Genomic DNA, 22085 nt, shown 5'->3' with positions numbered 1-22085 from the left:
GCCCACACCCTCGCGGGGAGCTGCGCCGCCGTTGGCGCGGCACGTCTCGCGGCGCTCGCCCGCCGACTGTGCGAGACGCTCGCGACCGGGCTCCCGGCCGACGCCATCCCCAGCCACAGCGAGTTCATGCGCACCTTCGAGATGACCGCCACGACCCTCGAATCCGCGCAGCCGTCGGCCGCCGGCGGGCGCGCCGCCGATGGCGCCTCTAGTGGCCCTTGAGGTTGGGTTTGACCGGTAACTGCATGGGGTTAGGCGGCGATGCGGTGTCGGGCTTCGGCTGTCGTTTTCAGGAGTCGCCTGCACCAGTTCAGGCATGAGCCCGGCGGCAGTGCACAGGAGTGTTGACGGGTAGCTCTCAGGAGTCGAGCGCTCTGGCGTGCCTCCTGATCAATAGTCGTGTGCACTATCCTTCATCATGGTGGGGTTGACCCGCCCGCTCCCTCACGTCACGCGGTCGGCAACTCGCCGCAGTCGGTGATCTCAACGGCGGCCTTGGTCTTGCCGCTCTGGGAGCCTTGGGCTTCCATCGCCGCGAGCGTGTCCTCGCCCGAGGTCATGGTGCCGAAGACGACGTGCTTGTTGTCGAGCCAAGCGGTCTTCTCGGTGCAGATGAAGAACTGCGATCCGTTGGTGTTCGGCCCGGCGTTGGCCATGCTCAGGATGCCGCGCCCGGTGTGCTTGAGGGTGAAGTTCTCGTCCTTGAACTTCTCTCCGTAGATGCTCTTGCCACCGGTCCCGTCGCCCCGGGTGAAGTCACCGCCCTGGCACATGAACCCGGGGATGATCCGGTGGAACTTGGAGTCCTTGAACCCGAAGCCCTTCTCCCCGGTGCACAGCGCACGGAAGTTCTCCGCGGTCTCGGGCACGACGTCGGGGCGCAGCTCAAAGACCAGCCGGCCGGCGGGCTGGCCGCCGATGGAAACATCGAAGAAAACGTTGTTGGAAGACATGGCCCCGAGATTAGGGCACCGGCCGCTCGTCAACCTGACCGGCGTCGACGGCGATCCGCCGGTTGACCCGCACCGTCTGCAGCAGGCGCCGGTCGTGCGAGACGAGGAGCAGGGTCCCGGGGTAGGAGTCCAGGGCCTGCTCAAGTTGTTCGATGGCGGGCAGGTCGAGGTGGTTGGTCGGCTCGTCGAGGACGAGCAGGTTGACCCCGCGCGCCTGCAGCAGGGCCAGACCGGCGCGGGTGCGCTCGCCGGGCGACAGGCTCTCGGCGGGCCGGAGCACGTGGTGGGACTTGAGCCCGTACTTGGCCAGCAGCGTGCGGACGTCGGCCTCGGTCTCGTCGGGCACCTGTTCCCCGAAGGCGCGCAGCAGGGTCGTGCCGTCGGCGAACGCCGACCGGGCCTGGTCGATCTCGCCGACGACGACGCCCGGACCGAGTGCGACTGACCCCTCGTCAGGTGCGAGGCGACCCAGCAGAACGGCGAGTAACGTCGACTTGCCCGACCCGTTCGGGCCGGTGATCGCGACGCGGTCCGCCCAGTCGATCTGCAGGTGCACCGGGCCGAGTGTGAAGCCACCGCGGCGGACGAGCGCCCCGCGGGCTGTCGCGACGACCGCCCCGGCACGCGGCGCCACGGCGATCTCCATCTGGAGCTTCCACTCCTTGCGCGGCTCCTCGACGACCTCCAGGCGCTCGATCAGCCGATCGGTCTGCCGGGCCTTGGACGCCTGCTTCTCCGTCGCCTCCGACCGGAACTTGCGCCCGATCTTGTCGTTGTCGGTGGATTTTCGGCGGGCGTTCTTGACGCCCTTCTCCATCCACGCGCGCTGCGATCGGGCCCGCTCGGTGAGATCGCCGACGCGGTCGGCGTAGTCCTCGTAGTCCTCCCGGCTGCGGCGGGCCGCCACCTCGCGCTCGTGCAGATAGGCGGCGTAGCCGCCGCCGTAGACCGACGTCGTCTGCTGGGCCAGGTCGAGCTCGACGACCTTCGTGACCGTGCGCGCGAGGAACTCCCGGTCGTGGCTGACGACCCCGACACCCGCGCGCAACCCGGTGAGGAACTTCTCCAGGCGCTCGAGGCCCTCCAGGTCGAGATCGTTGGTGGGCTCGTCGAGCAGAAAGACGTCGTAGCGGGAGAGCAGCAGCGCAGCCAGGCCGGCCCGCGTGGCCTGTCCGCGGGAGAGCGATGCCACTGGCGTGGCCAGGTCGATCGCGAGGCCGAGTTCGTGCGTCGTCGCCTCGGCCCGCTCTTCGAGGTCGGCCCCGCCGAGGGCCATCCAGCGGTCGAGGGTGAGGGCGTAGGCGTCCTCCGCGGACAGGCCGCCGACCGGGCGCCCGTCTGCGAGGGCGTCGGCAGCGGCGTCGAAGGCCATCTGCGCCGCCGCCGTACCGGTGCGGCGGGCGATGAGGTCGAGCACGCTCTCTCCGGGGACCGCCGCGAGCTCCTGGGGGAGGTAGCCGACGACCGCGGTCTCCGGGGAGAGGACGACCTGACCCGACCCGGCCGGGACCAGCCCCGCGAGCATCCGGAACAGCGTCGACTTGCCCGCCCCGTTGGCCCCGACCACGCCGACGACATCGCCGGGGGCGAGCGTCAGGTCGAGCTCGGAGAAGAGGGTCCGGTCCCCGTGCGCGGCCGCGAGACCCTTGGCGAACAACGTGGCGCTCATGTCGCGCCGACGCTACAAGGCCACGTCACCGCCCCGCCCGGGCCGCTCGTTCTACACCGTGCCGACGCCACGTCGGGAATCCCGGCCTGGAATGAGGCCTATGGCGTGCTTACTCTCAGGCTGCCGCCCCGGTACGGAACGTGACTCTCAAGCTTCCGGAGGCTTCGTGGACGCGCAGCGCATCTTGATCAACACCCGTCGGACGGCCCGACCCGCCCGGCTCGTGGTCGCCCTCACCGTCGAGGCGCTGACCCGTCCGGTCGACGTGGGCTCCCGGCGTAACGCCTGGGACGCCCTGGCCGACGGGCGCGCCGAGCGCCCGGACCGCACGACGGGCTGAGAACTACATCGGTCGCGCGGCAAGCGTGCGGTCGAGGTCGTGAGTTGCCCCACGGGCCGCGCGACGGGCCTCGCGGGCGATCCGCATGTAGGCGACCCGCTCGGGCAGCGCCGCGTTGAGTCGGCCGGCGATCGCCCCGGCCGAGCGGAGCAGGGGCCCGGGCAGCGTTGGGAGCGGAGGGGTTCGCTCCGCGACCGCGATCACGGTGTGCGCGCTCTGGTTCTCCAGCACCCGGTCGATCATGTCCTCGTAGTAGGCCCAGTAGGCCGTGGTGGTCGGCGGCAGCATCCGCTCGGACACCTGCAGGATCCGGCACATCTCCAGGATTTCCTGGTACCCCTGCTCCAACTGACGCTCCGTCAGTGGCCGCGGCATGAAGTACCGCGAGTAGCTGACCAGCGCGTGGTACGCGGTGAGCGGAACCCAGGCCCAGGGCTCCGCCGCCAGGGCGTGGTGCTCCCGGCCGCCGTAGATCCAGGTCTGCACCGAGGCGAAGCTGCGTTCGGCGCGGCCCCACGGGTCGGTCCGGTAGGCCGAGCGCTGGTCGACGACGGTGCCGATGGCCGGGTGATAGCCGCGACTCGCCGAGCCGGGGAACGAATTGGCCCCGGCCGAGGTTGCAGGCCGAATGCGGCTCACCCCGAGCCGAGGATAGGAAGACATGACCGAGGCGCGAAGGCGAGGTCGAGCTGTGAACCAACGACAAAGTAATCACGGGCCGGCCTTGACGCTCGTCTGTTAGGACTGTGCAACGTGGAGCGCATCGCCGATTTCGTCCTACGGCACCGCCGTGCCGTGATCCTGTTCTGGTTCTTCGCGTTCGTCGCCGGCGCAGGCGCCACCGGCACGACCGTCGACCGGCTGACGGCCGACTTCTCGGTGCCCGGCCAGCCCGGCTTCGACACCTCGAAGGCGATCAACAAGGCCCTCGGCGAGGACACCGACAACGGGCCGTCGATCCCGGTCATCACCGTGCCCGAGGGACAGACCGTCGACGATCGCCGCGACGACATCGAGGCCATCTGGAACAAGGTGCGCGAGGAGCACCCCGAGTGGCGGGTCGCGGACTGGATCACCACCAATAACGACAACCTCGTCACCAAGGACCGGCGGGCGACCTACGCGGTCGTCTACGGCCCACCGGCGGACTCCTTCGACGACAAGCCGTTCGGCATCGAGATTGCCGACGAGTACGGCGCCGAACAGGCCGAGGACGCCGAGGTGCTGAAGGTCATCGGCACCGGGTACTTCGAACTCGCGGTCTCCGACGCCGAGGGCGGCGGCGAGGAAGGCGGCGGCCCGGGCGTGCTGTTCGAGGTCCTGTTCGGTGCCCTGGGCGCGCTGCTGGTGCTGACCTTCGTCTTCGCCTCGTTCCTGGCTCTGCTGCCGATCCTGATCGCGGCGGTGTCCATCGTCGCGACCTTCGGCGCGCTGCTGCCGTTCACCTACGCGATGGACATGAACATCGTCCTGCAGTTCCTGGTCGCCCTGATCGGCCTCGGGGTCGCGATCGACTACTCCCTGCTGGTCGTCACCCGTTGGCGCGAGGAGCGCGACCACGGCCGCGACAACCACGACGCCGTCAAGACCGCCGTCGAACAGGCCGGACATTCGGTCGTCTTCTCCGGCGCCGCGGTCGCGATCGGTCTGCTCTCCCTCACGTTCCTCAACGTGCCGTTCCTGCGCTCGATGGGCGTCGGCGGCATCCTCATCCCGCTGATCAGCACGCTGGCCACCATCACGCTCACCCCGGCGATCCTCGCTGCGGTCGGCCCGAGGATCGACCGGCCCCGGATCCGCAAGGAGGCCACCGCAAGCAGGTTCTGGTCGCGGTGGTCCAACGGGGTCGTCAAGCGCCCGTGGCTGGCCCTCGGTGCCGCGCTGGTGATGCTCGGGCTGCTCGCCGCGCCGGTCTTCGGCATCAAGCTCGGCAACGCCGAGACCTCGTCGCTGACGACCAAGGAAGGCCCGATCGTCACGCAGTACCAGGAGCTGGTCGACGGCGGTGTCCCGCGTGGGGTGCTGACCCCGATCGAGGTCTTCACCACCGGCGACACCAATCCGGTGATCGAGGCACTCAAGGGCGTCGACGGGGTCGCCTTCGCCTTCACCTCGGTGCCGGAGAGCGGCTTCGCCAAGGGCTCGAACAGCGTCATCGAGGTCATCCCGACCAACGAGACCGTCAACTCCGACTCCAACAAGGTGGTCGGTCAGGTCCGGGACGCGGTGGAGGACATCCCCGGCGTGGTCGGGGTCACCGGCATGGGAGCCGTGCTGGAGGACTACAACAAGGGCATCTACGCCAAGGTGCCGCTGCTGCTGGTCATCCTCTCGGTGCTGACCTTCATCGCCCTGACCCGCGCGTTCCGCTCGGTCGTGCTCGCCGCGAAGGCGGTCGTCCTCAACCTGATCTCGCTCGCGGCGACCTTCGGGGTGATGGTCTGGGTCTGGCAGGACGGCCACGGCTCGGAAACGCTCTTCGACGTCCAGTCGACGGGGTCGATCATCTTCTGGACCCCGATCATGATCTTCGCGTTCCTCTACGGCCTCTCGATGGACTACGAGGTCTTCATCCTGACCCGGGTGCGGGAGGAGTACGACCGCACCGGGGAGACGAACGCCGCCCTGATCGAGGGCCTCGGCCGGACCGGCCGACTGGTCACCAGCGCCGCCCTGATCCTGTTCCTGGCGTTCGTGTCGTTGGCGGCGTCTCCGGGGACCGACATCAAGGTGCTGGCCACCGGTCTCGGCGTCGGCATCCTGCTCGACGCGACCATCGTGCGGATGCTGCTGGTGCCAGCTCTCGTCGTGCTGTTCGGCCGGTGGAACTGGTACCTGCCGGCCGGGCTGGCCAAGGTGCTGCGGGTCGAACCCTCTCCGTTGCTTCCGCCCAAACCCGCCTCCGTGCCAGAACCCGCGCGGGTCTGACGCTGCCTCAGCCGACGGCGCCGCAGGTCCTCCGCAAACGGGTCGGGGACTCGGGCGTAATGTCGGGGCTGAGCGCACTTCCACCCAGAAGGGATTCGCATGTCCGAGCAGATAAAGGTCACCCGCGACGTCGCGGCCAGCCCGGACCAGGTCTTCGCCGTCCTGGCCGACCCGGCCCGGCACGCCGAGATCGACGGGGCCGGGATGTGCCGCAGCGTGGCCGAGGGCGGCCCCGTCGGCGCCGTCGGTGAAACGTTCACCTTGAACATGAACAACCCGGTCCTGGACGACTACCAGGTGCAGAGCACCGTCACCGCGTTCGAACCCGGCCGGCGGATCGGCTGGGCCCCGAGCGGGCTGGCCGGCGACAACCTCGACCGGCTCGGCGACATGAAGCCCGGGGGGCAGAGCTTCACCTGGGACCTCACGCCGAACGGCTCGGGCGGAACGACCGTCACGCAGACCTACGACTGGAGCGGGGTGGCCTGCCCGCAGTTCAAGAGCCTGATGCCGCTCCTCAAGGAGGACCAGCTCGCCGAGACGATCGAGCGGGTCGGCAAAGCAGCGGGCTGACTTGCCGACCGCATCGATCGCCGGGACGGTCGCGCCGGGGTTCGAGCTGGTACGGGACGTTTTCGCGGCGAACTTCCAGCGGTGGGGTGAGGTCGGCGCGACGTGCTGCGTCTACCTCGACGGCCGTCCGGTGGTGGATCTGACGGGGGGTCGGTTCAGTCCCGACTCCGACGCCCCGTATCGGCCGGACACCCTGCAGATGGTCGCCTCGGCCACGAAGGGCGCGCTGGCGATCGCCGCGCTCCGCCTGGTCGAACGGGGCGTGCTCGACCTGGACGCCCCGGTGGCCGCCTACTGGCCGGAGTTCGCCGCGGCCGGCAAGGCGGACGTCCCGGTGCGCTGGCTGCTCTCGCACCGGGCCGGGCTGCCCAAGGTGGACGCCGATCTGACGCTGGAGCAGCTCTACCGGTGGGAACCCCTGGTGGAGGCCTTGGCGGCCCAGGCCCCGGTCTGGGCGCCGGGCACCGCCCACGGCTACCACGCCCTGACCTTCGGCTCCCTGGTCGGCGAGGTCCTGACCCGGGCCAGTGGCCTGTCCCCCGGTGAGCTGATCCGCAAGGAGATCGCCGAGCCGCTGGGGATCGATGTCTGGGTCGGCCTACCCGCCGAGTTGGTCCCCCGGGTCTCTTCGCTGCTGCGCTCGATCCGGGATCCCGGTGACGCGCCGGACCCGCTGATGCTCCAGCTCGCGGACCCGACCTCGCTGGCCTACGGCGCGTTCTTCATGAACACCGACTTCATGGTGTCGATGAACGTCCCGGCCCTGTGGCAGGCGCAGATCCCCGCCGCCAACGGCATGTCCAACGCGCGGTCGTTGGCCCGGATGTACGCCGCCTGTACCGGAGAGGTGGACGGGGTCCGCCTGCTCGCGCCGGAGACCCTGCACGCTGCCGTCCTGCCGCAGAGCGAGGGCATCGACCGGGTGCTGACCTACCAGTCCCGCTTCGGCCTGGGCTTCCAGCTTCCCTCGGCCAGCCGCCCGATGTCCGGCCCGAACTGCTTCGGCCACTACGGCCTGGGCGGCTCCACCGGTTTCGCCGACCTCGACCGCGGCTTCACCTTCGGTTACGTCGTCAACCAGATGCGCTCGTCCTCCGCGCCGGACCCCCGCTCCAGCGCCCTGATCACGGCGCTCCTGGCATGCCTGTGAGCTGACCCGGGTTGGGCCGATCGGGTAAATGTCCTGCGGCCCGGGGCTCTGTCGTCGGATCATGGGAGGTCACGCTGCTGACACCTTCAGTCAGACGAGACACGCCGGGGGGCGAGATGCGAGCGTTCACGCGAGGCCTGTTCCGCCAGGCACCGAGCGAGGCTGACACGGCGGACGCGATGCGCGCGCTGGCCGAGGTCTTCATGCGCGGCGCCGAAGGCTTCGCCTGGGACGGGGCCGATGTCGCCCGCCTCGACGAGGTATGCGACCAGTACCTGATCCCTGGCCAGCGCACCATGAGCACCCGCCAGGCGCTGTCCGCCCGGATGGGCGCGTACGTCGGCGAACTGTTGGTCCGCAACGCCGGTGGCCGCTGGGTCTACGACGAGGCATGCCGCTCCGCGGCCGTCGAGTTGCCGAGCGGGCACCGCGTCTTCCCCGCTGAGCGGGTCGCGCAACGCATCGCGGTCGGGCACCACTACAGCGTCGCCGAGTTCTACCGCGCGACGCTGGCCGGCGATCTGCTGTCCTACCCGCACCGTCAGGCGGGCTGACGACCGGTCAGGCAGCTCGCATCGCCCGGCGGCCTCAGGCTGCGTCGGTTTCGGGGCAGGGTTGTTGTCGTGGGTGGGCGAACTGCTCGATCACCGGCGTCGTGGTCACGGTGTAGCGCCGCCCAAGACGGGTGGTCCACTGGAAGCGGCTGTCGTCGAGGCGATCCAGGCGCCAGCCGCCCTTGGTCTTGAGATCGTGATCGTGCCCGCACGCGGGAGCGAGGTTCTCCTCGACGGTGGGGCCACCTCGCCCGTGATCGAGCGTGTGGTCGATCTCCGAGCCGTGTGCAGGATTGGTGCACCGGACACCGATGCACGTGCTCAGCTTCATCTCGAGCAGGCGCCGCAGGTCTTCTCGGGGGAAGCGCCTCGATGACTCGGCCGCCCTCAGTGCGGGGTCATCCTCGAACCGGTCCCGGCGTCGGAGAGCAAGTTCGGCGAGCTTGGCCGAAGACCGGATCAGGTGCACCAGCACGGGCCGCCACTCGGCCGGGGTGCCCGGGTCTTCAAGGGCTTCGGCGAGCAGCTCCGCGGAGAAGACGAGGTCGAGCACCCCCTTGGCCCAGGCTTTGCGCGGACGCCAGCCCTCCGGGCGGACCGAGCACAGTCCGGTCAGCGTCAGGTGACCCCGCTCGTCGGCGAGCGCGAAGCGCCACGTGCCGTGCGAGAGCTGCTTGGCCAGAGCACGGGCGTGGACCGGGTCCATCGGCCCCCACCCGGCCAGGTCGGCGGGATGCTGGTCGCGGCCGAGCAGGGTGGACAGCTTCATCCGCAGCTGCACGCCCATACGTGGAGACTGACGAGCACTCGCGCGCGCCGCCTCCCGCACCGCGGCATCCGCCGCCTCTTTCGCCGCCTCTTTCGCCGCCTCTGCCGCCGGATCGGGAGCGGGATCCGAGGCGAGGGGCTCGGCGGCGTCGTCGTCGACAACCGGCTCGGGCTCAGGGCGGGTCTTGGCCAGTTCCTCCAGGATCTGCTCGGCGGTCAGACCCTCGAAGGTGCCGTCCAGCATCCCGGTGAACAGATCCGCGCGGAGCTGATCGATCGGGCGCGGGTCCCCTCCGTTCTTGGCCTTGCGGGCCAGATCTTTGAGCCGCCCGCACGCCGCGGCGACCCGGTCGGCCTCCAGCTGCTGGCCAGCGAGATCGGCGGATCCGTCCGGGTTGCGCCACCCGACGACGCGGCGCCGGCGGATCGCCTCCGCGTAGGTGCGCTCGGCCCAGTCCGGGTCCAAAGCGATCGCGAGCTTCTTGATCTCCGCGATCACCTTCCCGGTCACCCACGGCTCCGCGGCGGACAACAGGCAATGAGGAAGGACCTCGTCGCAGATCAGGTGCGCATGCTCATCGGAGAGCTCAGCGGTCCAGTGCGCGATCGCCCACGCCCGCTGCTCGTCCAGCTCCCCGAACGCCATCGCCTGGTACAGCTCTGGCAGGCGCCGACACACCGCCCACCCCAGATCCAGCGTCTTCTGCGCCCCCGCGACCGACATCGCCAGCGCCGCCCGGACCTCATCGGCGGACCACCGGTCCGGCGCGTCCATGCGCGTCACCGTGTCGCCCGAGTCGGGCGCGCACAACCCGACCTCCAACACCGCAACCAACCGAGCGGCTGAGGACATGTTGTGCTGACGTTGAACAAGACGTGCGTGCTCCACGCACCCCGCCCCCGTCAAGCTCCCCAGCTCCACAACCCGAACGTTACGACCCACCACTGACAGAACCATCCCTGGGACATCCCGGACAAAGGGCCACAACATGGAGGGCTCGTCGCCTCTGACGCCAGGTCAGTTCACTGGGGGCATCAGCACCACGACAGGGATCGGGCGCGCCGTCAGGCGTTGGTAGCCGCGGTACCGATCGTGGTTGTTGGCGTTCACCACGTCCCAGAGACGCTGGTAGTCGGGGTCCGTCGGCTGCACAGCGCGAGCCCTGACAGGTATCCGCCGGCGACCTATCTGGATCTCGACTCCAGGATCCGCGCGCAGGTTGTAGTACCAGCCGGGCGCTCTTGGCGAGCCGCCCATAGACGCCGCCACCAGGTAGGTGTCGCCGTCACGGGCGTAGGTCAGCGCACTCGTCCGTCGCCGCCTGGTCTTGGCGCCCGTGGTGCGCAGCAGCAGAGTGGGGGTCCCGAGGATCCGGTGCCCGATCCGACCGCCGCTGCGGTCGTAGATGGTCTGATGGACCGTCAGCATTATTCCGCCGAGGAACTGGACGACGCGGAGCTGCTCGATCCGGGAGAGCACGCCGCTCAGCCGTAGTGATCGGCGTGGGCCTCGCGGACCTTGTTCTTCTGGATCTTCCCGGTGGAGGTCCTGGGCAGCTCGTCGACGACGATGACCGCCTTCGGCACCTTGTAGCCGTCCAGGTGCGCCTTGATCGCGACGCGCAGTTCCTCCGGGTCGATGCTCTCCCCCGGCCTCGGCACGACCACCGCGGTGATCGCCTCGGTCCAGCGCTCGTGGGGCAGACCCACGACGACGGCCTCGGCGACGGCGGGAGACGCGGCGTACACCGCCTTCTCCACCTCGATCGAGGCGACGTTCTCCCCGCCGGTCTTGATGACGTCCTTGTAGCGGTCGGAGAACCAGAGAACGCCGTCGGCGTCGAAGTGCCCGACATCACCGGAGTGGAACCAGCCGTGGGCGAAGGCCTCGGCGGTGGCCTCCGGGTTGCGCAGGTACTCGTTCATCGTCGACGGTCCGCGGTAGACGATCTCGCCCTGCTCGCCCTGCGCCAGCAACCCACCGTCCGGCCCCATGATCGCGACCTGAACCCCCGTCAGCGGGGTGCCCACCGCACCGATGTGGGTGAGCTGGTGCTCGGGGCGGAACAGCGTGGTGATCGGGCTCATCTCGGTCTGGCCGAACAGCAGCGCGAAGTCGCAGCCGAAGCCGTCCAGGCAGGCCCGGATCAGCGCGTCCGGCATCGGGGCCATCGCGTACACCGCCCGCCGCAGCGAACTCAGGTCGCGGCCGGCAAAGGAGGGGTGGTCCAGCATCGCGCGGTACATCATCGGCAACCCGAAGATCTGCGTGATGCCCTCGCGCTCGACGGTGTCCAGCAGCCGCTCCGGGTCGAAGCCGCGGTGCACGTAGATGGTCGCCCCGACCAGCACCGCCGGCGTGCAGAAGGCGTTGAGCTGGGCGGTGTGGAACATCGGCATCATCGCCACGAAGCGGTCCGAGGCGTTCCAGCCGGAGTCCAGCGCGCCCTGCATCGATTCCAGGTACACCGCGAGGTGTGAGCCGACCACGCCCTTGGGGAAGGAGGTCGTGCCCGAGGTGTACAGGTAGGTGATCGCGTCCCGGTCCTCGACGTGCGCTCCCGGTTCTGACGCGTCGCCGGACTCCAGCGTCGATAACTCTTCGATCACGAAGACATCGGCGACCGCCGGGCTCTTGGCCACCGCCTCGCTGGTGCCTGCGACCAGGGCCGCCTCCACCGCCAGTCCACGGGCGCGGGAGTGGTCCAGCACGTAGGCGATCTCCTCCGCGCGCCAGCCCAGATTGATCGGCACGCAGACGACGCCCAATTTGGCGCAGGCGAAGTAGATGGCCAGGAACTCGGCGCTGTTGGCCGAGGCCAGCCCGAGGGCGTCGGCGCGGGTGTAACCCCGGTCGGAGAGGCCGGTCGCCAGCCGGTTGACCCAGGAATTGAACTCCGAGTAAGTCCAGCTTCGGTCGGCATCGACCACGGCGAGCTGCGCGGGCCGGGCCGCAGCGGACCTGCTCAGCATGTCGCCGACGTTGACCCGGTGGATCAAGTTCTCCATGGTGTCGGCCTCCTGAAACTGGCGTGAACCCACTTCGCGACTTATCGTCCCACCGACGGCATCCACGTCCGGGTGTCGGGCTTCGGGGCGGGGAGCCGGCGGATGCGCAGCAGGTACACGATCCCGATCGTGGCGTCGTTGACGCTCACGGTGGGTGCCGTGGGCGCTATCGGCGCGGGCTCGTTCTACTCAATCGCCGACGAGGCGCGGCCCTCGGTGCGGCAGTTCGGCTACGGCGAGTTGCCGGACAACGACCTCGATCTCTACCTGCCGGCCGCCGTCGCGGCGGCCAAGCCGGGCCTGATGATGACCCCGACCGTCGTCCTCGTGCACGGCGGTTCGTGGACCCGCGGCGACAAGGAAGACCTGGCCAAGCAGGCCCAGCAGCTGGTCGAGGCCGGCTACGTCGCGATCTCGGTGAACTACCGTCTCGCGCCGGAATCCCCCTGGCCGGCCCAGCGCAAGGACCTGGTCACCGCGCTCAAATGGATCCGCGCGCACGCACTGGACCTGCACGTGGACACCTCCCGCATCGTCGTGCTCGGGTCCTCGGCCGGCGGCGAGATCGCCGCCGCCGCGTTGACCCAGGGCGCCGGGCGCAAGCTCGCCCGCGGCCTGATCACGATGTCCGCCCCTTACGACCTCGGACTGATCGCGCGGGACACGACCCTCACCGACGAGTCGGCCGAGCTGGCGGAGACCGTCACCCGGGACCTGCTCGGCTGCGTGAGCGAGGAGTGCGACATCGACCTCGAAAAGCGGTCGGTCTTCGACGACGTCGACTCCCAGGACCCGCCCTCGCTGCTGTTCGCTTCCCAGCGCGAGTGGGTCGACCCGCAGAACAGCATCCGCTACCACCAGGTCGCCCTGGCCCAGGGCTTGGAGTCCCGGCTGGTGGTGTTCCAGGGGCGCCGCCACGGCATGACCTACTGGCGCGACGCCTGGCCGATCGTCCAGGAGTGGCTAACCGCGCGGATGGCCGCGCCGAAGTAGTACTTCACCCGGGTGTCGGGCCGGTCCGCCCGGGCGTAGCGTGACCGGATGCTCCCGGCACAAGCGTTCGTTCACGCGTGCGCGCAGTTGAGCCGACCGCGGCCGCCGAGGGCAGTCCGGGCCCCGGGCAGCGAGCACCGGCACACGTACGGGCTGTGCTTCGCCTCCATCGGCACGCTGGTCGCGGCCGCGGTCGAAAAGGAGGCCACCGGGGTGGCCACGGGCGTGAACTCGGTGCTGCGGACGCTCGGCGGGGCGATCGGTGCCCAGATCGTGGCGGCCGTCCTGATCGCGCACACCGCGGGCGGGGAGCGGCTGCCCGACGTCAGCGGCTACGACGTCTCGTTCCTGCTCTGCACGCTGTTCGCGGCCGGTGCGTTCGCCGCCACCCTGCTGATTCCCCGGGACCGGGCCGTGGGGGTCGCGACCGCGCCGGCCCTCGGCGCGCCCCGGGCGGCGGCGAGCTGACCGAACCGTTAACGTCCGCAGGCCTGCGCCGAGCCCGGCGGGCAGCGAGAATGGCCCACGTGAAGCGCTGGGCACTGGCCATGGTCCTGACGTCGCTGCTTGCCCTCGGGGCCTGCGACTCCGGCTCGGATTCCGATGACAAGAGCGACGCCAAGCCGGGAGCGGCCGCCCCGGGCGGGCAGTCGAACCCGGGCGAGGCGCCGGATCCGCACTACGCGGTCTTCCCGTCCAAGGTCCCGGGCACCGGGTGGGAGCTCACCGAGGCGACCCGGCAGATCGGCACCGGCCGCGAGGTCCAGCTCGGCGGACTCCCCGGCGTGGACTGGTACGCCGAGTTCGACGGACCGCCGGCCGAGGGCGGAACCAACGCCTACCTCTCGTTGACCGGCTACTCCCAGTCGCTCGAGGAGCGGCGGGCTGAATCGGTCTCGGACCCCTCGAACGTGACCGAGGGCGACATCAGTGGGCACAAGGCCTTCTGGATCCTCGACCCTGAAGACGGTGCGGTCGTGACCTGGGAGATCACCTCCGACTACACCATCGAGGTGTTCTCCACCGGGATCTCGCTGGGCGAACTGCTCGCGATGGCCAGGTCGGTGAAGGACGCCTCCGAGGCCGAATGGGTCGCGGCCGGAGGCCAGATCGCCGACTGCAAGCCCGGGCAGGATGACTGCCCGGACTCCGCCGACGGCTGATCGCCTGGCTCAGTACCTCTTTAGGCGCCGCGGCGGGCCACCTGGTTCGCGAGCCGCTGGATCGGGAACGCAACCTTGACCGGCGCGACGGGCGTGACCGGTGCCGCCGGGGCGACCGGTGCGATGCGCGCCGGGAACAGGCGAGGCAGGTCCTCACGCAGCGTCGGGATGACGTCGACGACCTCGCGGCCGGTCCGGCGCAGGTAGTACCCGGCCTCCACCATCCAGTCGGTGAGCGCCTTCATCAGCTCGTCGGAGACCTTGTTCTCCAGCGACAGGTAGAGCAGTGCGGTGTCGACGTGAGGCTCCGTCAGACCGACGGCGCAGCCGTCCGAGAGGTCCTCGGCCAAGGCCATCGAGCACCCGAGGTGCGCGTGGCTGGCCAACTTCTCCCGCACCGGGGCGAAGTCCTCGCCGGTGAGCTCGCCGAGCAGGGTGACGGTCGCCTCGGACAGCTGACTGGCCAGCAGCCGGCTGGCCGCACCGTCCGCGGTGCGCTCGATCCGCATGACCTCGGCCAGCACGTTGTCGACCCCGCGCCGGTGGGCGCGCAGGTGCGGACTCGGCTGCCGGCGCCGGCCAAGCTCAGGCGCAACCAGCCGGACGTGCGTACCGGCGTCCTTCTTCAGACCGAACATGTTTCCCCCCGTACTCGTCCATTGCGACGATCCCGACAATGAGACGCATTTTGCAACGACCCACCCATCGGCCGGGCGGCCCCTCTTGGATCGGCTGAAGGGATGAGTTTCGCTGCTTATATGGTGGTAATACCCGCGACGAATCGGACAAGAATGGGCACGTGGAGCCTCGAATCGGACAGATCGTCACGGTGTTCCGCTCGCGCCTGTCCTCCACCGCTTCCGACGCGTACGGCACGCACGCCGAGCGGATCAGTGAGCTGGCGCGCTCGATGCCGGCTACGTCGAGCACAAGATCTTCCTGGCGCCCGATGGGGAGCGCGTCACGCTGGTGACCTTCGCCGACCGGGGGAGCCACAACGCCTGGCGCGACCACCCCGACCACCGCGCGGCGCAGCGAGCCGGGATCAGCACCTACTACGACGCGTACAGCATCAGCGTCGGCGAAGTGGACTACGCATCCCACTTCCTTCGATAGGCAGGCTCGCGAGGAGCTACCCGGCGAAGGCCTCGGTGCCCGGCACCAGCTGCAGACCCTTGAAGCCGGAGTGCTGCTGCGCGTAGGCGAAAGCCTTCCCGAGGTCGGTCACGCCGTTGGCGCCCGGCGGCATCGTGTTCAGCGAGATCAGCACGCCGAAGGCCCGCCCCTGCCCGTCGACCAGTCCGCCACCGGAGTCCCCGGGGACGCCGGGCGGCAGGAGGTAGACGACGTGGTACCAGCCGGGCGGCTCGGTGGCGAGCGCCAGGCCCTGCTGCGGCGTCTCGAGCCCGCCGCGCAGGTCGGAGCTGCCGTAGCCGTAGACCGCCTCGCCGGCCGTGAGCCCGCTGTCGCGGATCCCGGTCGGCCCGCCGAAGACCGGCACCGACGGATTGACCATCGCGATCCCGGCCTGCGGGACCTTGATCAAGGCGAAGTCGTTGGACCGGCAGGTCACCTCGTCGGTCTCGCCGGCCTTCTGCATGGCCAGCCAGCTGCTGTAGGCCAGCGTCCCGGTGATGCCTGACTGGCCCAGGGTCACCGGAGTGCCCAGCGGCGTCGACTCGGTCTCGCAGCCGCTGCCGCTCAGGGGGTCGCCGCTGGTGGAGGTGCAGTGCGACGCCTGGCCGACGTACACCGCCCCGGTCTTGTCGGTGAAGACGAAGTTGACTGTGCAGCCCGCCCCGTCGGACGAGGTCGGCATCCCCGGGTGGATCGTTGCGGTCTCGATCGGCGCCCAGTTGACGGCCTCGGCGGCCGAGGCCGTTTGGACCGGGACGAGCCCGGTACCGGCGGCGAGCAGGGTGGCGGCGAGTGCGGCGGGACGGAAACGCACGGGCTCTCCTGAGAATTGTCCGGGTTTCGCATGGTACGTCGGCCAGGCGCTTTCCACTGCCGATCTGCGACGCCACACCGCGAGCAGGGCGAGCCCCGAGATCAGCGCGGCCACGACCTCGACGATCTCTTCCATCGGGCGAGATGAGGCGAGCCGGATCAGCCCGGTTACTGGCCGTCCTGATCGGCCTCGGCAGCGGGCGGCGGGGCCACCGGCACGGGCGGCTGGGCCCGGTCCGGGACGCGCAGGTCCGCGACGACCGAGATGCGCTCCTGCTCGACGGGGTCGGACCCGGAGCCGAGCACCCAGGTGCCGACCGCGATCGCGGCGACCGTCAGGGTCACGGCGAAGGTCAGCGCTGCGCGCCGGACCTCGAACCCGCCGGTCCCCTCCAGGATGCTCATGGCGCGGACCGTAGCAGCGGACGGGCGCCGGTTTCGGGAGCCCGCCCGGGGCCTTCCCGATCCTTTACCCGGCGTTCGAGCTTCGGACGCAGAGCCCGCCCGGGCGTTAGGTTGCCCGGCATGGCGATCGCAATCGGGTACAAGGCGTCGGCGGAGCAGTTCGGGCCGCGGGAGCTGGTCGAGTTCGGTGTCGCGGCGGAACAGCACGGCTTCGATTCCGCGGTGGTCTCCGACCATTACCAGCCGTGGCGGCACAACGGTGGGCATGCGCCGTTCTCCCTGGCGTGGATGACCGCGGTCGGGGAGCGCACCGAGCGGATCACGTTGGGCACCTCGGTGCTGACCGCGACCTTCCGCTACAACCCGGCGGTGATCGCGCAGGCCTTCGCGACCATGGGGTGCCTGTACCCAGGGCGGATCATGCTCGGCCTCGGTACGGGTGAGGCCCTGAACGAGGTCGCCGTCAGCGGCATGGTCTGGCCGGAGTTCAAGGAGCGCTTCGCCCGGATGCGGGAGGCGATCGAACTGATGCGCCGGCTGTGGTCCGAGGACCACGTCGACCACAAGGGCGAGTACTACACGACCGTCGGGGCCACGGTGTACGACAAGCCCGAGAACCCGATCCCGATCTACGTCGCCGCGGGCGGCCCGGTCGTGGCCCGCTACGCGGGACGGGTCGGGGACGGGTTCATCTGCACCTCGGGCAAGGGCATGGCCCTCTATCAGGAGGAACTGGTCCCGGCCATCAATGAGGGCATCGAAAAGGCGGGGCGCGCCCCGGAGTCCCTGGACCGGATGATCGAGGTCAAGCTCTCCTACGACCACGACGCCGACTTCGCGCTGAACGCGACCCGATTCTGGGCCCCGCTGTCGCTGACCGCCGAGCAGAAGCACTCGGTGACCAGCTCGCAGGAGATGGAACGCCTCGCGGACGAGCTGCCGATCGAGCAGGTCGCCAAGCGCTGGATCGTCGCGTCCAAGCCGGAAGAGGCAGTCGAGGCCATCCGCCACTACACCGACGCAGGCTTCACCAATCTCGTCATCCACGCTCCCGGCGCGGACCAGGTCCGCTTCATGGACCAGTTCGCCGCCGACGTGATGCCGCGCCTGCGCGAACTTGGATGACGGACCGTCAGCTCACCGAACGTCCGACGATGCGAGCGCTATAGCTCACCCTCCTTCGGACGTCCGTGGGGTGAGCGCCGCGCGCGCCGACGGCTCCAGCACGGCGAGGACGGTGCGGGTGACCGGCACGGCCACGCCGAGGGCGTCGGCCCGGCGGACGATCTCTCCGTGCAGCGAGTCCAGCTCCATCACCCGGCCGTTCGCCAGATCCTCGTACAGCGAGCTGCGCATCCCCGGCGGCAGGGAGTTGAGCAGGCCGATGGTCTTCTCCACGTAATCCAGATCGAGCGCTGCGCCGTCGGCCCACGCGACCGCGGCCGCTTCGGAGACCAGGCCGTGCAGCAGTGCCTGGCCGGCCTCGCCCGAGCGCACCTCCCCGATCGGCACCCGGCTGGTGGCCGTCGCCCCGGCCAAAGCGCAGATGAAGGCCAACTTGCCCCACAGCGCGGTGCGGATGTCGGCGGAGACCTCGACGTCGATCTCCGCGGCTTGGGCCAGGGCGGCGAAGGCCTCGACCCGCTCGCTCAGTCCTCCGTCGAGCTCCCCGATCGCGATACCCGCCGGGCCCGGGGTGTGCTCCACGACGCCGGGGGCGCGCAGGTGGGCGGAGATGTAGGCCGCTCCCCCGACCGTCCGCTCCACGCCCACCGCGGCCGCGACCCGATCGGACGGGGCGACGCCGCCGTTCTGCAGCGAGAGCACCCATCCGTCGGAGCCGAGCAGGGACGTCAACGGGGCCAGGGCGCCGTCGATGGCGTAGGCCTTGACCGCGAACAGCACCACCTCGTGCGGCCCCAGTTCCTCGGGGTCATCACTGGCCCGCACCTTGTCCAGCTGCAGGTCACCGCGCCCGCTCCGCACGCTGAGGCCATTGGTCTGCAAAGCCTCCAACTGGATGCCCCGGACCAGGAAGCTGACCTCGTGCCCGGCGGCGGCCAGCCGCGCACCGAAGTAGCCGCCGACCCCGCCGGCTCCGATCACCGCAATCCGCATCGCCCGATTCCTACTGGATCTGACGAATCATCAGCTGAGCAGTTCCGGATGCGCGCTGTCGGCGTCCTCGCCCGGCAGTGGTGGCAGCTCGTGCGCCTTCTCGTAGTCCGCGAGCATGCCGATGCGCCGGTTGTGCCGTTCCTCGTCGGTGTAGGCGGTCTCGAGGAAGATCTCCAGGAAGCGGGCCGCCTCCTCCGGGGTGTGCATCCGAGCGCCGATGCTGATCACGTTGGCGTCGTTGTGCAGTCGGGCCAGCGAAGCGATGTCATCACTCCACACCAGGGCCGCCCGGATGCCGGGAACTTTGTTCGCGGCCATCTGCTCGCCGTTGCCGGACCCACCCAGCACCACCCCGAAGCTGCCCGGGTCGTTGGCCGTCCGGGTCGCGGCGAGCAGGCAGAACGGCGGATAGTCGTCCTGGGCGTCGTACACCGTCGGGCCGCAGTCCACCGGTTCGTCACCGCGCTCCTCGAGCCACCGCAGCAGGTGGTCCTTGAGCTCGTAGCCGGCGTGGTCGGAGCCGAGGTAGACGCGCATGGCGAAAGTCTGTCAGGCGACCGGAAAAACGGTCAGGCCGCCCGATCGTGCAGGGGCGCGGCCCCGACGTCGAAGCGCGGGCCCTCGTCCCGGGTCCGCTTCAACTCGTAGAAGCCGGGCGTGGAAGCGACCAGGAGCACGCCGTCCCAGAGCTTCCCGGCGACCTCGCCGACCGGGGCCGGGGTGACCACAGGGCCGAAGAACGCGGTGTCGGCGACTCGGATCACCGGCGTCCCGACGTCCAGCCCGACCAGGCCGATCCCGGCCTCGTGCGAGTCCCGGACCTTGGCGTCCCAGCTCTCGTCGTCCCAGGCCTCGATCAGGTCCGCCGGCAGAGCGACCGCGGCGAGCGCCTCGGCGACCATCGCCTTGTCCCGGTCGCGCTTCTCGTGGTGGATGCGGCGGCCCAGCTCGGTGTAGAGCCCGGGCACAACCGAGTCCCCGTGGCCGACCTGGGCGGCCATCACGACCCGTCCCATCCCCCGTCCGGGCGCCAGCAGCGTGCGGTACTCCTCCGAGATGTCCCGGTCCTCGTTGAGCATGCTCAGGCTCATCAGGTGGAAGGTGATGTCCACCGGGCGGACCGTCTCGACCTCCAGGATCCAGCGTGAGCTCAGCCAGGCCCATGGGCAGAGCGGATCGAACCAGAAGTCGACGGCACTGCGGTCGGGGCTGCGCTTGCTCACGAGGGGTACTCCCATTTCGGTTGGACCTTCCATCAGTTCGGAACCCGCGGGTGGCGCAACGAATTCCCGCGACGTCATTCCTGTCGATGGCCTGCCCGCCCTCCGTGGAAGGATGACCCGATCCCGTCGAACGAGTCAGGAGTCACTCTGTGCCCGGCAAGAATCTGACCCGCGACGAGGCTGCGGCCCGCGCCGCCGCCGTCGATGTCCACGCCTACGCGGTCGAACTCGACCTCACCGCGGACGCCACCGGCGACGACAGCACCTACCGCTCCACCACCGTGGTCCAGTTCGACGGACTGGGACAGGAGAACGGGACCTTCCTCGACCTGATCGCCCCCTCGGTGGTCGAGATCACCCTGAACGGGCGCGAGCTGGACCCGGCTGCGCACTTCGACGGCACCCGGGTGAACCTGCCCGAGATCGCAGGCGAGAACACGCTGCGCGTGGTGGCCAACTGCGCGTACATGAACACCGGCGAGGGCCTGCACCGCTTCCGCGACCCGGTCGACAAGGGCACCTACCTCTACACCCAGTTCGAGGTGGCCGACGCCAAGCGCGTCTTCGCCTGCTTCGACCAGCCCGACCTCAAGGCCACCTTCCAGCTCACCGTGCTGGCTCCGGCGCAGTGGGAGGTCTTCTCCAACGCCGAGACCCCGGCGCCCCGGCCCGTGCCCGGCCGCGACGACGCCGCGGTCTGGGCGTTCCCGGCCACCCCGCGGATGTCCACCTACATCGCCGCGCTGGTCGCCGGCGACTACGAGGTGGTCCGCAGTGAGTACCGCTCCTCGGGCAAGGATGGCGAGACGGTGATCCCGATGGCTCTGGCCTGCCGCCGCTCGCTGGCCGACCACCTCGACTCCGACGAGATCTTCGACGTCACCCGCAGGGGCTTCGACTTCTTCCTCGAGCTCTTCGACCAGCCGTACCCGTTCACCAAGTACGACCAGCTCTTCGTGCCGGAGTACAACGCGGGCGCGATGGAGAACGCCGGCTGCGTGACGATCCTGGAGGACTACGTCTTCCGGTCCAAGGTCACCGATGCCGCCTACGAGCGGCGGGCCGAGACGATCCTGCACGAGCTCGCGCACATGTGGTTCGGCGACCTGGTCACGATGAAGTGGTGGGACGACCTCTGGCTGAACGAGTCCTTCGCCACCTACATCAGCGTGCTCTGCCAGTCCGAGTCGACGCGATGGACGAACGCCTGGACCACCTTCGCCAACGTCGAGAAGACCTGGGCCTACCGCCAGGACCAGCTGCCCAGCACGCACCCGATCGTCGCCGACATCACCGACCTCGAGGACGTCGAGGTCAACTTCGACGGCATCACCTACGCCAAGGGCGCCTCGGTGCTCAAGCAGCTGGTGGCCTGGGTCGGCCGGGACAACTTCGTCGCCGCGATCCGGATGTACTTCGCCCGGCACGCCTGGGGCAACACGACGCTGACGGACTTCCTCGCCGTACTGGAGGAGACCTCCGGCCGTGACCTGTCGGCGTGGTCGGCGGAGTGGCTGCAGACCTGCCAGGTGAACGTGCTGCGCCCGGTCTACGCCCTCGACGAGCTCGGCGCGTTCAGCGAATTCTCCGTGCACCAGAGCGCCCCGGAGGCCTACCCGACGTTGCGCTCGCACCGGGTCGCGGTCGGCCTCTACGAGCTGACCGACGGCGCGCTGACCCGCCGCGAGCGGATCGAGCTCGACGTCTCCGGACCGAGCACCGAGGTCAAGGAGCTGATCGGCAAGCGCGGGGCCGACCTTGTGCTGGTCAACGACGACGACCTCACCTACGCCAAGATCCGCCTCGACGAGAACTCGCTGGCCACGCTCGGCCGGCACATCGGAGACATCTCCGCGTCCCTGCCGCGCGCGCTGTGCTGGTCGGCGGCGTGGGACATGACCCGCGACGCCGAACTGCCGGCCCGCGACTACGTCGACCTGGTGCTGCGCGGGATCGCCGCCGAGACCGGAATCGTGGTCCAGCAGGGCCTGCAGCGCCAGGCCATCTCGGCGCTGTTCGCCTTCGCCGACCCGGACTACCGGGAGACCGGCCTGGCCCGGTTCTCCGCCGCCGCCCGGGGCCACCTGCGCGCGGCCGAGCCGGGCAGCGACAGCCAGCTCGCCTGGGCCCGCACCTTCGCCTCGGTGGCCCGCACCGGCGAGCAGCTCGACCTGCTGGCTGCGTTGCTGGCCGGCGAGGACCTTGTGCCCGGGCTCGCGATGGACGTGGACCTGCGCTGGCACCTGCTGCACCGGCTGGTCTCCCGCGGCGTGGCCGGCGAGCCCGAGA

The 22085-nt window shown here is 69.9% G+C and carries 24 protein-coding genes and 1 pseudogene; 13 read left to right on the top strand and 12 right to left on the bottom strand.

Annotated features, from left to right (window positions below; all coding sequences use genetic code 11):
- A pseudogene (locus H0X00_RS07315) lies at window positions 1-222 on the top strand (Hpt domain-containing protein); the annotation flags it as partial.
- 227 nt (window positions 223-449) lie between these two features.
- Here H0X00_RS07315 and H0X00_RS07310 read toward each other — a convergent pair.
- Together H0X00_RS07310 and H0X00_RS07305 are read right to left on the bottom strand one after the other, a co-directional pair.
- Window positions 450-953, bottom strand: coding sequence for a peptidylprolyl isomerase (locus H0X00_RS07310; RefSeq protein WP_293768556.1), 504 nt, complete (start codon window positions 951-953; stop codon window positions 450-452).
- Between the two features lie 10 nt (window positions 954-963).
- Window positions 964-2622, bottom strand: a complete 1659-nt coding sequence (locus H0X00_RS07305; RefSeq protein ID WP_293768554.1) for an ABC-F family ATP-binding cassette domain-containing protein — start codon at window positions 2620-2622, stop codon at window positions 964-966.
- A 166-nt stretch (window positions 2623-2788) separates the two neighbouring features.
- On the opposite strand from H0X00_RS07305, the gene H0X00_RS07300 reads away from it, so the two are divergent.
- Window positions 2789-2962 carry a hypothetical protein gene (locus tag H0X00_RS07300; protein ID WP_293768552.1) on the top strand — a complete coding sequence of 58 codons (174 nt, stop codon included), beginning with the start codon at window positions 2789-2791 and terminating at the stop codon, window positions 2960-2962.
- A gap of 3 nt (window positions 2963-2965) precedes the next feature.
- Here H0X00_RS07300 and H0X00_RS07295 read toward each other — a convergent pair whose 3' ends face one another.
- Window positions 2966-3601 carry an oxygenase MpaB family protein gene (locus H0X00_RS07295; protein ID WP_293768550.1) on the bottom strand — a complete coding sequence of 212 codons (636 nt, stop codon included), beginning with the start codon at window positions 3599-3601 and terminating at the stop codon, window positions 2966-2968.
- Between the two features lie 114 nt (window positions 3602-3715).
- On the opposite strand from H0X00_RS07295, the gene H0X00_RS07290 reads away from it, so the two are divergent.
- The 4 genes from H0X00_RS07290 to H0X00_RS07275 all read left to right on the top strand — a co-directional run bounded on the left by H0X00_RS07290 (window position 3716) and on the right by H0X00_RS07275 (window position 8167).
- The gene (locus tag H0X00_RS07290) at window positions 3716-5890 is read left to right on the top strand and encodes an MMPL family transporter (RefSeq protein ID WP_293768548.1); all 2175 of its coding nucleotides are present in this window, start codon (window positions 3716-3718) and stop codon (window positions 5888-5890) included.
- A gap of 99 nt (window positions 5891-5989) precedes the next feature.
- A complete protein-coding gene (locus H0X00_RS07285; protein WP_293768546.1) occupies window positions 5990-6463 on the top strand; it encodes an SRPBCC family protein in 474 nt (157 codons plus the stop codon).
- A gap of 1 nt (window position 6464) precedes the next feature.
- On the top strand, window positions 6465-7613 hold the full coding sequence (locus H0X00_RS07280; protein ID WP_293768544.1) for a serine hydrolase: 1149 nt from the start codon (window positions 6465-6467) through the stop codon (window positions 7611-7613).
- Window positions 7614-7729: 116 nt separating this feature from the next.
- A complete protein-coding gene (locus tag H0X00_RS07275; RefSeq protein ID WP_293768542.1) occupies window positions 7730-8167 on the top strand; it encodes a DUF3806 domain-containing protein in 438 nt (145 codons plus the stop codon).
- A 34-nt stretch (window positions 8168-8201) separates the two neighbouring features.
- On the opposite strand, the gene H0X00_RS07270 is transcribed toward H0X00_RS07275, so the two are convergent.
- The 3 genes from H0X00_RS07270 to H0X00_RS07260 all read right to left on the bottom strand — a co-directional run bounded on the left by H0X00_RS07270 (window position 8202) and on the right by H0X00_RS07260 (window position 11944).
- Entirely contained in the window at window positions 8202-9788 is a 1587-nt protein-coding gene (locus H0X00_RS07270; protein ID WP_293768540.1) for an HNH endonuclease signature motif containing protein, read from the bottom strand.
- Window positions 9789-9953: 165 nt separating this feature from the next.
- Complete coding sequence (locus tag H0X00_RS07265) at window positions 9954-10364, bottom strand: nitroreductase family deazaflavin-dependent oxidoreductase (protein WP_367186475.1); 411 nt, start codon at window positions 10362-10364, stop codon at window positions 9954-9956.
- A gap of 56 nt (window positions 10365-10420) precedes the next feature.
- Window positions 10421-11944, bottom strand: coding sequence for a class I adenylate-forming enzyme family protein (locus tag H0X00_RS07260; protein WP_293768538.1), 1524 nt, complete (start codon window positions 11942-11944; stop codon window positions 10421-10423).
- A gap of 159 nt (window positions 11945-12103) precedes the next feature.
- Between H0X00_RS07260 and H0X00_RS07255 the strand changes: the two genes are divergently transcribed.
- The 3 genes from H0X00_RS07255 to H0X00_RS07245 are packed head-to-tail and all read left to right on the top strand — an operon-like array spanning window position 12104 to window position 14100.
- Window positions 12104-12937, top strand: a complete 834-nt coding sequence (locus tag H0X00_RS07255) for an alpha/beta hydrolase (protein ID WP_293768537.1) — start codon at window positions 12104-12106, stop codon at window positions 12935-12937.
- A 48-nt stretch (window positions 12938-12985) separates the two neighbouring features.
- On the top strand, window positions 12986-13405 hold the full coding sequence (locus H0X00_RS07250; protein WP_293768536.1) for a hypothetical protein: 420 nt from the start codon (window positions 12986-12988) through the stop codon (window positions 13403-13405).
- Window positions 13406-13464: 59 nt separating this feature from the next.
- Entirely contained in the window at window positions 13465-14100 is a 636-nt protein-coding gene (locus H0X00_RS07245) for a hypothetical protein (RefSeq protein WP_293768535.1), read from the top strand.
- A gap of 20 nt (window positions 14101-14120) precedes the next feature.
- On the opposite strand, the gene H0X00_RS07240 is transcribed toward H0X00_RS07245, so the two are convergent.
- Window positions 14121-14738, bottom strand: a complete 618-nt coding sequence (locus tag H0X00_RS07240) for a hypothetical protein (RefSeq protein WP_293768534.1) — start codon at window positions 14736-14738, stop codon at window positions 14121-14123.
- Between the two features lie 161 nt (window positions 14739-14899).
- On the opposite strand from H0X00_RS07240, the gene H0X00_RS07235 reads away from it, so the two are divergent.
- A complete protein-coding gene (locus H0X00_RS07235) occupies window positions 14900-15073 on the top strand; it encodes a hypothetical protein (RefSeq protein ID WP_293768533.1) in 174 nt (57 codons plus the stop codon).
- Entirely contained in the window at window positions 15070-15216 is a 147-nt protein-coding gene (locus H0X00_RS07230) for a hypothetical protein (RefSeq protein ID WP_293768532.1), read from the top strand. Before H0X00_RS07235 ends, H0X00_RS07230 begins: the two co-directional genes overlap by 4 nt.
- A gap of 16 nt (window positions 15217-15232) precedes the next feature.
- On the opposite strand, the gene H0X00_RS07225 is transcribed toward H0X00_RS07230, so the two are convergent.
- Window positions 15233-16051, bottom strand: a complete 819-nt coding sequence (locus H0X00_RS07225) for a serine protease (RefSeq protein WP_293768531.1) — start codon at window positions 16049-16051, stop codon at window positions 15233-15235.
- 167 nt (window positions 16052-16218) lie between these two features.
- Window positions 16219-16455: a hypothetical protein gene (locus H0X00_RS07220; RefSeq protein ID WP_293768530.1), complete on the bottom strand. Its 237-nt coding sequence runs from the start codon at window positions 16453-16455 to the stop codon at window positions 16219-16221.
- A 120-nt stretch (window positions 16456-16575) separates the two neighbouring features.
- Here H0X00_RS07220 and fgd point away from each other — a divergent pair, with 120 nt between their 5' ends.
- Window positions 16576-17580 (top strand): glucose-6-phosphate dehydrogenase (coenzyme-F420), encoded by a 1005-nt coding sequence (gene fgd / locus H0X00_RS07215; RefSeq protein WP_293768529.1) that lies wholly within the window; start codon window positions 16576-16578, stop codon window positions 17578-17580.
- Window positions 17581-17625: 45 nt separating this feature from the next.
- On the opposite strand, the gene H0X00_RS07210 is transcribed toward fgd, so the two are convergent.
- Genes H0X00_RS07210 through H0X00_RS07200 form a run of 3 tightly spaced genes read right to left on the bottom strand, consistent with a single transcriptional unit; the run spans window position 17626 to window position 19796 of the window.
- The gene (locus H0X00_RS07210; protein ID WP_293768527.1) at window positions 17626-18573 is read right to left on the bottom strand and encodes a 2-dehydropantoate 2-reductase; all 948 of its coding nucleotides are present in this window, start codon (window positions 18571-18573) and stop codon (window positions 17626-17628) included.
- A 30-nt stretch (window positions 18574-18603) separates the two neighbouring features.
- Window positions 18604-19110: a ribose-5-phosphate isomerase gene (locus tag H0X00_RS07205; RefSeq protein ID WP_293768525.1), complete on the bottom strand. Its 507-nt coding sequence runs from the start codon at window positions 19108-19110 to the stop codon at window positions 18604-18606.
- A 32-nt stretch (window positions 19111-19142) separates the two neighbouring features.
- Window positions 19143-19796 carry a DsbA family protein gene (locus tag H0X00_RS07200; protein WP_293768523.1) on the bottom strand — a complete coding sequence of 218 codons (654 nt, stop codon included), beginning with the start codon at window positions 19794-19796 and terminating at the stop codon, window positions 19143-19145.
- A 149-nt stretch (window positions 19797-19945) separates the two neighbouring features.
- Between H0X00_RS07200 and pepN the strand changes: the two genes are divergently transcribed.
- A partial coding sequence (gene pepN, locus H0X00_RS07195) for an aminopeptidase N (protein WP_293768521.1) occupies window positions 19946-22085 on the top strand: 2140 nt, incomplete at its 3' end.

The organism is Sporichthya sp. (genome assembly GCF_013815995.1).
Classification (GTDB): domain Bacteria; phylum Actinomycetota; class Actinomycetes; order Sporichthyales; family Sporichthyaceae; genus Sporichthya.
Note: the sequence above shows the minus strand (reverse complement) of the source record. Positions and strands in the feature narration are given on the sequence as shown.

What these genes read in the sequence shown, in the direction of transcription:
- H0X00_RS07220 (WP_293768530.1), bottom strand. Translation starts at nt 16,455, where the DNA reads ATGAGCATCCTGGAGGGGACCGGCGGGTTCGAGGTCCGGCGCGCAGCG.
- H0X00_RS07310 (WP_293768556.1), bottom strand. Translation starts at nt 953, where the DNA reads ATGTCTTCCAACAACGTTTTCTTCGATGTTTCCATCGGCGGCCAGCCC.
- H0X00_RS07285 (WP_293768546.1), top strand. Translation starts at nt 5,990, where the DNA reads ATGTCCGAGCAGATAAAGGTCACCCGCGACGTCGCGGCCAGCCCGGAC.
- H0X00_RS07250 (WP_293768536.1), top strand. Translation starts at nt 12,986, where the DNA reads ATGCTCCCGGCACAAGCGTTCGTTCACGCGTGCGCGCAGTTGAGCCGA.
- H0X00_RS07265 (WP_367186475.1), bottom strand. Translation starts at nt 10,364, where the DNA reads ATGCTGACGGTCCATCAGACCATCTACGACCGCAGCGGCGGTCGGATC.
- H0X00_RS07210 (WP_293768527.1), bottom strand. Translation starts at nt 18,573, where the DNA reads ATGCGGATTGCGGTGATCGGAGCCGGCGGGGTCGGCGGCTACTTCGGT.
- H0X00_RS07205 (WP_293768525.1), bottom strand. Translation starts at nt 19,110, where the DNA reads ATGCGCGTCTACCTCGGCTCCGACCACGCCGGCTACGAGCTCAAGGAC.
- H0X00_RS07240 (WP_293768534.1), bottom strand. Translation starts at nt 14,738, where the DNA reads ATGTTCGGTCTGAAGAAGGACGCCGGTACGCACGTCCGGCTGGTTGCG.
- H0X00_RS07305 (WP_293768554.1), bottom strand. Translation starts at nt 2,622, where the DNA reads ATGAGCGCCACGTTGTTCGCCAAGGGTCTCGCGGCCGCGCACGGGGAC.
- H0X00_RS07270 (WP_293768540.1), bottom strand. Translation starts at nt 9,788, where the DNA reads ATGTCCTCAGCCGCTCGGTTGGTTGCGGTGTTGGAGGTCGGGTTGTGC.
- H0X00_RS07275 (WP_293768542.1), top strand. Translation starts at nt 7,730, where the DNA reads ATGCGAGCGTTCACGCGAGGCCTGTTCCGCCAGGCACCGAGCGAGGCT.
- H0X00_RS07260 (WP_293768538.1), bottom strand. Translation starts at nt 11,944, where the DNA reads ATGGAGAACTTGATCCACCGGGTCAACGTCGGCGACATGCTGAGCAGG.
- fgd (WP_293768529.1), top strand. Translation starts at nt 16,576, where the DNA reads ATGGCGATCGCAATCGGGTACAAGGCGTCGGCGGAGCAGTTCGGGCCG.